We start from the raw sequence: 13,015 nt of genomic DNA, 5'->3' as shown, positions 1-13,015 counted from the left end.
GCCCCTGCTGCCTGGCGCCGACCGAACGCACGGGGTTAGTTACGCTTGCGGCGTTCGCGCACCCGGACCGAGATCTGGATAGGGCTGCCGACAAAACCGTACTCTTCGCGCAGACGATTCTCGATAAAACGCCAATATGCCGGCTCTAAGAACCCGGTAGTAAAGAACACGAATCGGGGCGGAGCCGCAGAAACCTGAGTAGCGAACATGATCCGTGGTTGTTTTCCTCCTCTAACCGGGTGGGGATGTTCGGCAACTAAACGTCCCAGGAAAGTATTTAGTTCACTGGTAGTAATCCGGGTGTTCCAACCGGCAAGGGCCTGTGCCAAAGCGCCCTGGATCCGGTTAGTATGCCAGGCGGTTTTCGCAGAAAGGTTAATCCGCGGAGCCCAATCCACGTGAGACAGTTGCAATTCCCATTCACGTTCCAAGTCGTGACGGCGTTCCTCGTCCAGCAAGTCCCACTTATTATTTACCAAAACCAGAGCCCGACCTGCAGAGATGACTTCCTCAATTATCCTGATATCGGCGCTGGCCAAAGACTGGGAGGCATCGAGCAACACCATGGCCACATCGGCCTCCTCAATCGCGCTTTGGGTACGCAAAGAAGCATAAAAGTCAGCACCCCGGCTCTTGAGCATCCGGCGGCGAATCCCCGCGGTGTCTACGAAAGTCCAAGGAACCCCAGCGATCTCGATTACTTCATCGACCGGATCACGGGTAGTACCGGCCAGTTCGTTGACCACCACTCGCTGCTGCCCGGCGAGGGCGTTCAGTAGCGAAGATTTGCCCACATTCGGGCGCCCAATCAAAGCAACTCGTCCCGGACTGCCCTCCGGAAGCGCCCGCGAATACTGGGATTCTTCCGGCAGCATCGCAATAGCTTTATCCAACAAGTCACCACTGCCCCGCCCATGCAGGGCAGACAGTGGGAAGGGTTCGCCTAAACCCAGGGACCACAGCGCCGCCGCATCGGCCTCTATCCGCTCGGAATCAACCTTATTGGCTACTAAAATCACCGGTTTATTGCAGCGCTGCAAAATCCGAGCAATCTGCATATCGGTTTCAGTCGCACCCACCCCAGCATCGGTCACAAATAGCACCGCATCGGCAAGTTGGATAGAGGCTTCGGCTTGCGTCGCCACCATCTGATCCAAACCTTTGACGCCCAATTCCCAACCGCCAGTATCTAACAATTGGAAATCTTTGCCGGCCCACTGCGCCTGGTAACGTACCCGGTCACGGGTTACTCCCGGTTGGTCTTGTACTACCGCTGCGCGTCGCCCCAAAATTCGGTTAACCAGGGTGGATTTACCGACATTTGGGCGCCCGATAACCGCTAGTACCGGTAGTGCGCGAGTATCCGGCGTTCGCGGGGCGGCAGCTTCGCCCTCAAGTAGCTCCAGGTCGTCTTCCTGTAGCTCAATTTCATTGAGCAGATTAGCAGAATCCGCAGGTTTTAGGTCTTCACTCACGCCTTTCAGTTTAGGCGAGTGCAGGGGGCTTTGGCGAAACCTCAGCCTTGACGAGCCCGGAAAGTCCGCCCAACGATTTCCACTACTGCTTCCATAGTTTCTTGCTCATCCAGGTCAGAGGAATCCAGCAGCTCAACTCCGGGAGCGGGAGTAGTGAAGTTATTTACCTGGGAGTCGGCTAGGTCACGAGCGGCTACCGCATCGCTGCCTGCGCCTGACTGCCTGGCGCGGCGTTGCTCGCGCACCTCGGGGGAGGCGGTGAGCAAAATTTTAACGTCCGCATTTGGGGCAACCACGGTAGTAATATCGCGCCCTTCGGCTACGATCCCGCGCCCAGATGCTTGGGCAGCCTGAATAATTTGCCGCTGGCGGGCAATCATTTGTTCACGCACCCCGGGCACCGCGCTAACTTGGCTGACCGCGCTGTTTACTTCCTGAGAGTGCAGGAAACGAGTCACATCGCGACCCTCGATTAATACCCGCGGGGCATGGGCAACCGCTTCTACCTGCATCGGAATTGAAGAGGCCAGCATAGCCAGCGCCGAGGGATCATTTAAATCTGTTCCTTGCTGCAGGGCGTACCAGGTCAGGGCGCGATACATGGCGCCAGTGTTTAAAAAGTTAGTGCCCAGCTCCGCTGCCGATAGGCGCGCGATGGTCGATTTTCCTGCCCCGCTGGGGCCATCAATAGCGATTACCAAGCCGGCTCCAAGAATCTGCTGGCTAACGTATTGCGAACCGTCACCTGACATAGCGTTATAACCCTTCCGAAAGCATCAATACTGGAACGCGCGAATGCGTCCCTCCCCTTAGATACTATGCTATTTATCGCCATTTAGGATAGCTTCCTAGCGAAGAACTGCGGGGAATAAATTAAGAGGCTACGATTTCCCAGCCTTTTATCTCCAGTTTTTCGGCTAGCAAGGCCGCGGAGTTAGGCTCAATGGCCAAACGGGCTATCCCGAAGGCAGCCCCTGGGGAATGTTCTAGCTCTAAATCCTCAATATTGATACCGGTATCGCCTACCGCTTGGAAAAGCTGTCCTAAAGTTCCGGGTTCATCGGGAACCTTTACCATTACTTCCTGGTAACGCCGGGGTGCGCCTCCGTGTTTGCCGGGGATGCGTGCCACCCCCAAGTTACCTTGCCGCATAGCTAAAGTTACTGCTCCCACCAAGCTGGGGGAAGGAATCACAGCTCCGGGATGTTCGAGGGCGTGCAAAACTTGCTGCATATCATCACTAAATCCCCGTAGCACTTTCGCTACATGTTCGGCGTTACCCGCAATGATTGCTGCCCACAGAGCCGGATCGGAAGAAGCAATCCGGGTAGTGTCGCGCAGTCCTTGCCCTGCTAGTCCTAAAGATTGTGGCATCGCTTTCGCCAGTTGCGCGGCCAACAGCGAAGATACCAATTGGGGAACATGTGAAACCAGAGCCACAGATTGGTCGTGAGTCTCCGCATCTAATTGCAGCGGCAGGGAACCTACATCTAAAGCGAGACTACGCATTGCTAAAACTGCTCCCGGGGAGGTTTTCTCATTGGGAACTATTACCCACGGGCGAGATTCAAACAGGTCTTCGCGGGCAAACGCCGTGCCGGAACGTTCCCTGCCCGCCATCGGGTGCGAGCCTACATAGCGGGTTAGATCTGCCCCCGCCTGCGAAACTTCCTCTAAAATCACGCTTTTAACCGAGGCCACATCAGTAACGAGGGCATCCGGGAACTCTTTTAACGCGGCGATCACCTGATCAGCAGCGACATCTGGCGGGGTGGCTACCACTACTAGCGCAGGTTCAGGGGAGTTTTCCTCCCAGGTATTACCGGCACCCATATCGCAGGCCAGGGCGCTAACTACCGGATAAATATCCCGTAAAAAAACCGGGAGTCCCAGTTTGCTCAGTCGCATCCCCAGGGACGCACCTAGTAGGCCGGCTCCAATAATCAATACTGGGCCAGTGGTACCCACTTGGTTTCCAGAAAGTGGCGAGTGCGTGTTTGCCATAGTTCCACCCTAAAGACCGACGCTCTGCATTAGTACACTCAGCTCAGGCTTTGAGAGGCGGCGGGTGGCTCCCAGGGGCAACGTCCCCAGTTTCACGGTGCCGTGCGCGATCCGGGATAATTCCATCACCGGGGCACCTACCTCTTCTAACATTCGGCGCACAATCCGGTTTCTACCCAGATGTAACTCTATTTCCACTAAGGTAAGCCCGCCATGAGTACCTTTTATTGATACCCGGTCAGCTTGCGCAAACCCGTCCTCCAACATAATTCCGGAGCGCAGTTCTTGGGCAGTTTTACCGGTAAATTTGCCTTTAACGGTGGCTAGATAGGTTTTTGGTACCTCCCAGGAGGGGTGGGTAAGCCGGTTCGCGAGTTCCCCATCATTAGTAAGCAGTAACAGCCCGGAAGTATCCACGTCTAGCCTGCCCACATGGAACAGTCTTTCCCGGTAGTCGGTCAAAAACTGGGTAAGGTCGTGGGGGTCTCCGCGCAGAGACGATTCCACCCCGGTGGGCTTATTCAGCGCGATAGTGACCCGGGAATCATCCATTATCACTAGCTGCCCATCTACATGCAGCATCACCTGATTGGGATCAACTTTAGTGCCTAACTCGCGCACTACTTTCCCGTTGACTTTCACCCGCCCAGAAACGATCAGTTTTTCACAGGCACGCCGGGATGCTACCCCGGCGGCCGCCAAGACCTTTTGTAGTCGCTCTTCTTTGCCGCTTTCGGTAGCTGCTTGCGGTTTTGCCACCACCTGCGGGTTTTTACGCCGCGGCGGCATCGGCGCTAAGGGAATCTTATCTGCTGGTCGCCCCTGCCGGTCGGTACCCTCATCGCTTTCCTGATAGGAACTAAGATCAGTCAACTTGGCTTCTCCTATTGGATTCTATTTCTTAACTGCCTTCATCCTATCGCGGAGGCAAATTATTGTTTGAGCCGGGCTTCTAGCTCGTCTAGCTCTTCATTGGCCGGCAAATGCGGCGCCAGCGGCGGGAGCTCCTCCAGGCTGGCCAGTCCCATCCGTTCTAAGAAACTGGTGGTGGTGCCGTACAGAATCGCTCCAGACTCGGTTCGCTCAACTTCTTCAATCAGATCATGCGCCAACAGGGTGCGCACTACCCCATCTACGCTCACTCCCCTAATACCGGCGATTACCGAGCGGGAAACCGGTTGTCGATAAGCGATCACGGCCAAGGTTTCTAAAGCCGGATTTGATAAATGGGAGGTTCCCCCTTGGGTGAGGAAGTTGGCAACGATTTCTTCTTGTTCGGGGGCAGAATAGATCCGCCACCCCCCGGCCACGTTGCGTAACACGAATCCGTGAGGTCGAGTGGTTTCGCCCGCATATTCGGCCCGTAGTTGCTCTAAAGCCGCCTTGACCTGCTGGGGGCTGCTTTGTAGACGCGGCGCAAGTTCCTCGGGGCTGAGTGGCTCGCTGGCTACAATCAATATTGCCTCCAAGGCGGCCAGTAGCTGTTTATCGGCGGAGTTAGTCATCGGTGGCTCCATATTCATCGAAAATAAAGTTATTGAAGTCGGGAATTTCCTTGGTATCTAAGGTCACATATAGTTCTTCCAGCGCGCTTTCTTGGGTAAATTCCACGCAGCGGTGCCGGTAAAGCTCCAGTAAAGCTAGGAAGCGGGTGACTCTTTCAGTGGCGTTTTTGGCGGAACGACTTAGCTCACTAAAGCTAGCTTTGCCATTTCTTTTTAACTCGGCCACCACGATTTGGGCTTGCTCTGCCAGGGAGGCTTGCGGCAGGTGCAGATGGGACAGGGATACTTGAGGAGGGCGGCGGGTAAAGGCATCGGCGGCGGCGCGGGCTAAATCTTCGGGGGTGAAATCCACTCGCAACGGCGGCAAAAGGCGAGCGAACTTGGCGGGCAGGGGAACTTCCCGCGGATAGTAGGCCTGCCCTTCCCCAATGCGCCCTCGTAAATATTCTGCAACTTCCTTATAGGCACGGTATTGCAAGAGCCGAGAAAACAGCAGGTCACGCGCCTCTAAATATTCGGGATCCAGTTCCTCAATTTCTTCTCCGGGTAGCAATTGACTGGCCTTGATATTCAACAAAGTTGCCGCAATTTCTAGGAACTGGGAGGCTTGCGATAGATCCGGAAACGCCTGCATATAGGCGATAAAATCATCGGTTACCTCAGCTAATGCCACTTCGGTAATATCCAGCTTGTTTTTGATTATCAGGGTGAGGAGCAGATCTAGCGGCCCGGAGAATACCTCTAGTTCCAGTTCAAAAGGAGGCGCTTTTTCGGGATCCGTCTTTTCCGCTAGCTGGGAGGGGAAAAGCGCTTCCTCCTCCCTGTTTACCTCTTGGTGGTTACTGGGAGCTGCCGGAGAGTTAGGCGGTGTCACCACGAGCAATAACCTCGCGCGCCAATTGCCGGTAGGCCTCGGCTCCCGGATGAGAGGGCGCAAAAGTAGTGATCGGTTCGGTCGCCACCGAAGCGTCTGGGAACTTTACAGTCCGGCGAATCACGGTCTGGTAGACCCGATCCCCGAAAGCTTCTTGTAGACGCTCCATTACTTCTCGCGAATGCAAAGTGCGGGTATCGACCATAGTCGCTAAGATCCCGTCAATTTTGAGTTTCGGGTTCAGGCGATCACGGACTTTTTCAATGGTTTCTACCAGCAGGGCTACCCCGCGTAGAGCAAAAAACTCGGTTTCCATCGGGATCATTACCCCGTGAGCCGCAGTCAGGGCGTTAACGGTGAGCAATCCCAGGGAGGGTTGACAGTCAATCAAGATCACGTCATATTTGTCGCTCACCGGATGGAGGGCGCGGGAGAGCGCCATTTCTCGGGCGACCTCGTTAACCATTTGAATCTCGGCAGCCGAAAGATCGATATTCGCGGGCACCAGATCCATGCCTGCAATCGCGGTGGGATGAATAACCTGCTCCGCGTTAACGTTGCGATCAAGGAGCACATTGTAGATAGTCGCGTCCAAGTCGTTGCCGTTTACTCCCAAACCGGCAGTGGCGGCGCCTTGGGGATCAAAATCTACAATCAGCACCTTGCGCCCATACTCTGCCAAAGAAGCAGCCAAGTTAATGGTGGTGGTAGTTTTGCCGACCCCGCCTTTTTGGTTGCACATAGCAATAATTCGCGCGGGCCCATGGGACTGTAGGGGCGCCGGGGCGGGAAACTCCGCATCCTTCGGGGTTGGCGGGGGCATCAAACCGGGTTGAATCTCACTCACTCTTCTAACGATATGACAACCAGAGAAAAAATGTTACCAAGCGGCGCGCAACGTGCTTTTTATCCCCCGCTCGGTACCGTGAAATCGGTATCCCGCTACTGGCATATAAAAAACACAGGCGACAGTAACCACCTAGATAGAGATTTGAAAGTAGTCATGAATCCCCAGGTACCTAAACTAACTTGCGGAAATGGGGAATAAAGCCCTCATTCGAGCAGTAACACACGATGAGGAGATTATATTTTTCAGGCCAGCTGCGATGCTTTAGTACGGAGACTAGATTTTTTCGAGTAGGCACGAACCAGAAAAAATGGGGCTCAGATTATATCCGAGTAGGTGCGGTGACCCCCTGTGCGGGGAAAATATTTTATCCGAGTAGGCGCGGTGGGCATAAAGTCTGAGAAAATACGTCTGTATTTTCCAGACTTTGGGCAGGAGGAAAAATATTTTCCCCGCACTACCCAGCACCACCAATTACCACCACGCACAACTCGCATACCCGTGTCTGCTACCGAGCACGCGGATGGGTTTCTTGATACACCTCACGCAACAAAGTGGCGGTGACCTTGGTATAGATCTGGGTGGTAGTTACGTTCACGTGACCGAGCAGCTCTTGCACTACCCGAACGTCCGCCCCGCCCTCTAACATATGGGTGGCAAAAGAATGCCGCAGGCTGTGGGGGGAAACCGCCGTTTTAATGCCCGCTTTTTCTGCGGCCTCGCGAATAATATTCCAGGCACTTTGTCGCGATAGTCGCCCTCCCCGCAGATTCAAGAACAGTGCCGAACTACCCCGGCCTTTTTGGGCTAGCTGTGGACGCGCCCTCACCAGATACGCTTCTAGGGCATTAACCGCGTATTCTCCTAGCGGCACCAGGCGCTGCTTATTGCCTTTACCGGTTACGGTCACCAGGGTAATCGGGTTCTCCCCTGTCTTTTCCGCCTCACTACCAGCTAGAATCCCTAAATCATCCACATCGAGGGAGCACACTTCACTCACTCTAGCTCCCGAAGCATATAGGGTTTCTAGCAGCGCCCGCGAGCGCAAAGAAGCCGGATCTTCTCCGCTAAAGGCTTCAAGTAAAGCGCGGGTTTGCGTGATAGTTAGTGCTTTGGGGAGCGGCCGCGCTAAGCGGGGATTTTCTAGGTTTTCGGTAGGATCAACGCTGCTGAGGCGCTCACTTAACGTAAAACCATGGAATCCGCGCAGGCAGGCCATTAGCCGGGCGATAGAAGAGGCCGCCAACGATTTTTTCCCATCTTCTCCAGCTGCGGCTGCCTGCAAAAACGTCCGCAAAGTTTCCGGGGTGATTTCGCCTAAGATATGAATACCGGCACCTGCTAAATAGTCGTGGTAACGCGCCAGGTCACGCCGATAGGAGCCGACAGTGTTGTTTGATAATCCGCGTTCAATCGCCAGGTGATCTAAATATGCCCCGCTCGCCTGCTCGATTTCGTCCATATTCTTATTTTAGAGGGCGCAGCCATTTTTACTTGAGCGCCACCTGGGACAAAAGTTGTTTTCCGGCGTCAGTTCGCTGCCGGGGTAATAATAGAAGCAGAGTTGATTTTAGGAGTGATCTTTTATGGCGTTATTCGCGATTGAATATTTTTATGACCCGGCAGCTGCCTCCAAAATGGATGAGGTGCGCCCTAACCACCGTGCACATCTGCGCGGCCTGCATTCTCAAGGCATAGTAAAACTGGTGGGTTCTTGGGTTAATGACCCGCATCCGGGCGCGCTAATCGCGGTAGAAGCCGAATCTGGCGAGGACGCCCTGGCCGCTTTAGCTGAAGATCCTTTCTTCTTGGCGGGTTTCATCACCGATCGCAAAGTACACCAGTGGAACGTGATTATCGGGCAAATCGCCTAGCCAGAGCCCTGTTAGCGGAGCCTGGATTTAACTGCGGCACAGAGCACTAGCATACGCCATCTAACTGCTGTCCCCCGCGCGAGCTGAAGGATTTTAGCCCCTGCCACCTCTGTGCATTAACTGTTGCTCGGATGCAGAACCGTTAAGGTTTGAGGGAGGTGGCCGGAATTATGTAGATTCCGGTTTCTTTATCCTGCATTACTGCTTGCAGGTGTCCAACGATAACTCCCATTACTTTTGGTTTCTTTTTCGCGTAACGGTAGAAGCGGGTAAGACTGGTTATCGCGTCATTGATGCTGCCATCGCTTAATTTAATTTCAAAGGCCGCATAGTCACCATTCTTAAATTCGAGGATGGCATCTACTTCATCTCCAGAAGTGTTATCACGGAAATGGAAAAGATGCCCGCCATGATAATCGGCATAAATTCGTAAATCCCGCTCTACAAGTGCCTCAAACAGTAGTCCAAAAGTTTCATGGTCATACAGCAGTTTTTCAGCACTCAATCCTAGGGTTGCGCAGCAAAGGGAAGGATCCACCAGATGTTTTTTCGCGGCTTTCCCAATTCTTGCCGAGGAGCGGTAATTGAGACTAAAGGCTTCTTGATTCGCGGTCAGATATAAACTGTCGAGGACCCCGAGGTAATCTGCGATGGTTGCGCGGCTTTCGATTAGTTCATCTTGGTTTTCATATTCTTCGATATCTTTAACCAGGGTTTTGTTTCCTACTAGAGTTGATTCATTCCTGGAAAGCGAACGTAAAAGCATACGCATCTTGTGCGGGTTACGTTTCTTTCCTGCCCCTTCATGCATATCTTTAGTTACCAAAGAATCAATATAACTTTCGGGAATAACTCCGCAATCTTCCTCCGCCGTATCGATATTTTCTGGCCATCCCCCTCTAACGATGAGGCGGGCAAGTTTTTCCAGATCCACTTCGCCCACGTATCCCGTTTCAACAGTTCCTTTAAGTAGGCTAGATAGAGATACTTCTCCGGTGGAATCACCTGATTCATACAGGCTCATCGGATGCATGCGCAGGGTTACTATTCGTCCTACCCCGGAGTGGAATACTTCGTGCTCACCTTCATTGACTTTCAAAGCGGTTGAACCAGTCAGGAGAAATTTCCCTTTTTCCCGATCCGTGTCACACTCATGCCGTACTGCATCCCAAATCTCGGGAACAATCTGCCATTCATCAAGCAATTGCGGACTTTGATGAGTAAAAATATATTTGGGATCAATCATTGCCAGGTCACGCTGACTTCGATCAGTTAGATAACTGACGCTATTTGCGTGTACCAAGCTTGTCCAGGTCTTGCCGCACCACTTCGGCCCCTCAATACAGACAGCTCCGAAGATGCCTAAATATCTTGCAATCTTTTCGTCAATAAGTCTTGATCGATATCCTGGTTTTATTAAGCTCATTACCCACCTCTAAAAGAACTCTACCTGGGTATTGAGCACTTTTCAAGCAATTCATTGTGCACTTTTCAGAGAATTTACTGAGCACTTTTCAAGCAATTCATTGTGCACTTTTCAAAGAATTGTTCTTATGAACTATTAATTCACATGGTGATTTACTCACCCGAAAAGTCTTACAGCCGGGAAAACAATCTGGCGCGACTTGAGTAAAGCTAACCAGTAGTGACGCGCCTGACAAAAATCGTCCGGCAATTCCTGGATACAACCAAGGCAGAGGGGACACTCCCTCATTACTCCTACGCCACTTGCCGGGGTTTTATCCGTTCAAGTTCAGCTCTTGAGCGGTCACTGGCAAGATCAAGCTCATAGCGGGTTTGGAGATTCAGCCAAAACTCGGCAGAAGTTCCAAAATAGCGCGAAAGACGCAAGGCAGTGTCCGCGCTTATCCCTCTTTTGCCGTGCACAATTTCATTGATGCGCCGGGGCGGCACCCCAATTGAGACAGCTAGTTTATTCTGGCTAAGATCCATTTCGGCAAGAAAGTCTTCGCTGAGGACTTCACCGGGGTGAATAGGGCTTAGCTTTTCAGTGGTAGTCAACGATCTTCACCTCCCCGCTAACGCATTACGTTATTATGGCTAGACGTTAAATTTGAATTCGACGGAGTGTCGTCGATAAATGACTATTCGATGCGCAAAGTACAACGAAATACCGCTAGAAACAGACAACATATGGGGGTGCACAGAAACACATATAGGTTCTGCGGAAAACCTATAGGGTGCGTCGCTAAAAACCGCTGTGCGCGAAAAACATAAAGGGTTTACGGACCCGGTCCCAGACCCCTCAATACTCTGAGCCGGAAGAATGGAAAGTGGAAGGTTGATGTATCCCCACTATTTATTTTTTCCGTTTTTCGGAGTACATCGGGAGCTACAACTGCGGACCAGCTCTGTGTGAACTAGATGAGAAGGCGCAGCAGCGAATCATCGACGCTGGACAGTTGGTGCTGCGGGCACGCGAGCGGCACCCCCAGCGGTCACTCGCGGAGCACTACAACCCGTTATCGATGGACCCAATTCTGCTCAAGGCTCACAACAACTTGGACCGGGAAGTCGATAAGGCTTTCGATGTGGCACGCAAACTCACCAACGAGCGCCAGCGCCAGGAGCTACTGTTCGCCAGCTACGGGGAGTTGGCGAGGGGCTATGTCTCCTCGCTTTCATCAAAATCGAAACCACCAGCAGGGTCGTTCCCCGTGCGGGTGATTTTGATCGGTCCCGCTGCTGGGTGTAGAACCCTGTCGCTGGCAACGCCGGGAACTATGACTGTGCCCGACGAGAACACGTCACTGCCATAACGCGGCTCACGGTAGACGAACATGGGTCGTTCACTACTACTGGTGGATTTCGGTTTTGGTGGTGGGGGGATTACCGCCGCCGGCCTCGATTTTTCCGTTGAGGAGGGCGTTGACTACTTCCCGATTGTGAAATGGGCCGATGGCGCGGTGAAGAGGAACCAGTCACCTGGAAGAGATCGATCCAGTCGCTGGTGTGCAATCTGGGAGGTAGGGTTGCGGGGTCGATTCCTCGCGAGCGCAACCATGATTGTGTCTCTGAACGTGATGAAAACAACCCTGCCCTTCGGAGAATTTCCCCTATCCCGCGTCCCCGGGCGGTGAAAACGGTGTGCACCATCGCCTGAAAGGCTTTGCGTTGCTCTATCGGGATCTTCGGGTCACCCACCCGGCGGATCACTAAGATCCCCCCGTCAACGTTTGGCTGTGGCCGGAAAGCAGACCTTGGTACTCGGGAACCAAGGTGAAACGTGAACCATGGGGACCACTGAGCTGTCATCATCGTGCTTGCACCTACCCCGGCCCGGCGGCGAGCGACTTCCCACTGCATGAGGAGTACAGCGGCAGTCCATGCCGGCGCATGCAACAACTTTCGAAGAATGGCAGTGGTGAGGTGAAAGGGAATGTTTCCCACAATGACGCAGGGAGTGGCGGGTAACGGGAAGTTGAGGAAATCATCATGGACCACTTCGACCGACGCCGAGGCGGTCTTTTTTGTGAGTTTGGCAGCTAGTTTTGCGTCTACCTCAACTGCCGTTATTGCCCTCCCCAAGTGGGATATCGGGTGAGTGAGGGCACCGCTTCCTGGCCCGATCTCAATGATGGGGCCGGAGGTTTGTTTTACAAGATCGACGATGGAGTTGATGATCTTGTGGTCTGTGAGAAAATTTTGGCCATGTTCGTGACGGCCGTATCCGTATGTAGACATCAGGTGTGCTCCGTGGAGTTGAAACGGAGCCGGGCATGGCAAATGGCCGCCCGGCTAAAGGACCGGAGCGGTTTCTAACCTGCGGGAGGGAGAAAACCGCCTTAGCGGCTGGTGAGCGGCCGCATGAAAACGGAACCTGAAATCAACATGGGCCTATCGTATCCAATTAATTTCGCAGGGTCCAATACGGTGAGAAAGAAGACAACCGCACCGCAACAGTGCAAGACCTCTCTGGATTGGAATTTAATTGAACATGGGTTTGGGGTACGACGCGCCCTACTCGGAGTGGCACGGACACTACGGCTGCGCGCCCACACACAACAGTAAAGAGCTCGGCAATGCACAGACACGTAACGAGAGCGCCACAAATGTATGTACGTTTAAGTTACAGCATCGACACTGACGCTCCACATGGAGGGACGGCCGCAGCCCTGCAGCAAGCACACGGCAGGGTGTCTGCTTCGGGCGACGTGAAATTACGCAGAAAAATACGAAACACATCACCGCAGGTCACGGTAGGTATTTGCGGGTCATTTCGTAATCCCGTAAACGAAAAGAACAAAACTACGAAACACAAAAACATACGTTGAGCAGCGTAAATGGTTTTCGTTTCGTAATTTTTCCACTTTTTGAAGAAAATCTAAATAAGAAGAGACACCTTGATTGCGATTGTGTCCCGTGTCACATAGCTGCAACCCCTGCAGCGTGCCCTCAACGAGGACGCTCTGTGT

Annotated in this window: 14 protein-coding genes; 2 read left to right on the top strand and 12 right to left on the bottom strand. The window is 53.2% G+C overall.

The window, feature by feature from the left end; translation table 11 throughout:
* Positions 1 to 35: 35 nt before the first annotated feature.
* The 8 genes from der to xerD all read right to left on the bottom strand — a co-directional run bounded on the left by der (position 36) and on the right by xerD (position 8,167).
* A complete protein-coding gene (gene der / locus L0M99_RS06310) occupies positions 36 to 1,475 on the bottom strand; it encodes a ribosome biogenesis GTPase Der (protein WP_238128101.1) in 1,440 nt (479 codons plus the stop codon).
* 41 nt (positions 1,476 to 1,516) lie between these two features.
* Positions 1,517 to 2,227: a (d)CMP kinase gene (gene cmk / locus L0M99_RS06305; RefSeq protein WP_238128100.1), complete on the bottom strand. Its 711-nt coding sequence runs from the start codon at positions 2,225 to 2,227 to the stop codon at positions 1,517 to 1,519.
* A gap of 121 nt (positions 2,228 to 2,348) precedes the next feature.
* Positions 2,349 to 3,479: a prephenate dehydrogenase gene (locus L0M99_RS06300; RefSeq protein WP_024058938.1), complete on the bottom strand. Its 1,131-nt coding sequence runs from the start codon at positions 3,477 to 3,479 to the stop codon at positions 2,349 to 2,351.
* 9 nt (positions 3,480 to 3,488) lie between these two features.
* Entirely contained in the window at positions 3,489 to 4,268 is a 780-nt protein-coding gene (locus L0M99_RS06295) for a pseudouridine synthase (protein WP_399337266.1), read from the bottom strand.
* Positions 4,269 to 4,411: 143 nt separating this feature from the next.
* On the bottom strand, positions 4,412 to 4,984 hold the full coding sequence (gene scpB / locus L0M99_RS06290) for an SMC-Scp complex subunit ScpB (protein WP_238128098.1): 573 nt from the start codon (positions 4,982 to 4,984) through the stop codon (positions 4,412 to 4,414).
* Positions 4,977 to 5,861 carry a segregation and condensation protein A gene (locus L0M99_RS06285; protein WP_238128097.1) on the bottom strand — a complete coding sequence of 295 codons (885 nt, stop codon included), beginning with the start codon at positions 5,859 to 5,861 and terminating at the stop codon, positions 4,977 to 4,979. The genes scpB and L0M99_RS06285 overlap by 8 nt, the downstream gene beginning before the upstream one ends.
* Positions 5,845 to 6,681: a ParA family protein gene (locus tag L0M99_RS06280; RefSeq protein WP_238128141.1), complete on the bottom strand. Its 837-nt coding sequence runs from the start codon at positions 6,679 to 6,681 to the stop codon at positions 5,845 to 5,847. The genes L0M99_RS06285 and L0M99_RS06280 overlap by 17 nt, the downstream gene beginning before the upstream one ends.
* Positions 6,682 to 7,213: 532 nt before the next feature.
* Positions 7,214 to 8,167 carry a site-specific tyrosine recombinase XerD gene (gene xerD, locus L0M99_RS06275; RefSeq protein ID WP_024058943.1) on the bottom strand — a complete coding sequence of 318 codons (954 nt, stop codon included), beginning with the start codon at positions 8,165 to 8,167 and terminating at the stop codon, positions 7,214 to 7,216.
* Positions 8,168 to 8,291: 124 nt separating this feature from the next.
* On the opposite strand from xerD, the gene L0M99_RS06270 reads away from it, so the two are divergent.
* Entirely contained in the window at positions 8,292 to 8,579 is a 288-nt protein-coding gene (locus tag L0M99_RS06270) for a YciI family protein (protein ID WP_024058944.1), read from the top strand.
* A 142-nt stretch (positions 8,580 to 8,721) separates the two neighbouring features.
* On the opposite strand, the gene L0M99_RS06265 is transcribed toward L0M99_RS06270, so the two are convergent.
* Together L0M99_RS06265 and L0M99_RS06260 are read right to left on the bottom strand one after the other, a co-directional pair.
* On the bottom strand, positions 8,722 to 10,005 hold the full coding sequence (locus L0M99_RS06265) for an ATP-binding protein (RefSeq protein WP_024058945.1): 1,284 nt from the start codon (positions 10,003 to 10,005) through the stop codon (positions 8,722 to 8,724).
* 293 nt (positions 10,006 to 10,298) lie between these two features.
* A complete protein-coding gene (locus L0M99_RS06260; protein ID WP_024058946.1) occupies positions 10,299 to 10,601 on the bottom strand; it encodes a HigA family addiction module antitoxin in 303 nt (100 codons plus the stop codon).
* Positions 10,602 to 10,888: 287 nt separating this feature from the next.
* On the opposite strand from L0M99_RS06260, the gene L0M99_RS06255 reads away from it, so the two are divergent.
* Complete coding sequence (locus L0M99_RS06255) at positions 10,889 to 11,359, top strand: type IIL restriction-modification enzyme MmeI (protein WP_425304311.1); 471 nt, start codon at positions 10,889 to 10,891, stop codon at positions 11,357 to 11,359.
* A gap of 70 nt (positions 11,360 to 11,429) precedes the next feature.
* Here the strand turns inward: L0M99_RS06255 and erm are convergent, their stop codons facing one another.
* Together erm and L0M99_RS06245 are read right to left on the bottom strand one after the other, a co-directional pair.
* Positions 11,430 to 12,284 carry a 23S ribosomal RNA methyltransferase Erm gene (erm, locus tag L0M99_RS06250; protein ID WP_016456425.1) on the bottom strand — a complete coding sequence of 285 codons (855 nt, stop codon included), beginning with the start codon at positions 12,282 to 12,284 and terminating at the stop codon, positions 11,430 to 11,432.
* Positions 12,285 to 12,814: 530 nt separating this feature from the next.
* A partial coding sequence (locus tag L0M99_RS06245) for a hypothetical protein (protein ID WP_238128096.1) occupies positions 12,815 to 13,015 on the bottom strand: 201 nt, incomplete at its 5' end.

The sequence above is a fragment of the Varibaculum cambriense genome (genome assembly GCF_022133705.1).
GTDB lineage: Bacteria > Actinomycetota > Actinomycetes > Actinomycetales > Actinomycetaceae > Varibaculum > Varibaculum cambriense_A.
The sequence above is the reverse complement of the archived record's forward strand: the minus strand, read 5'-3'. Positions and strand labels throughout refer to the sequence as shown.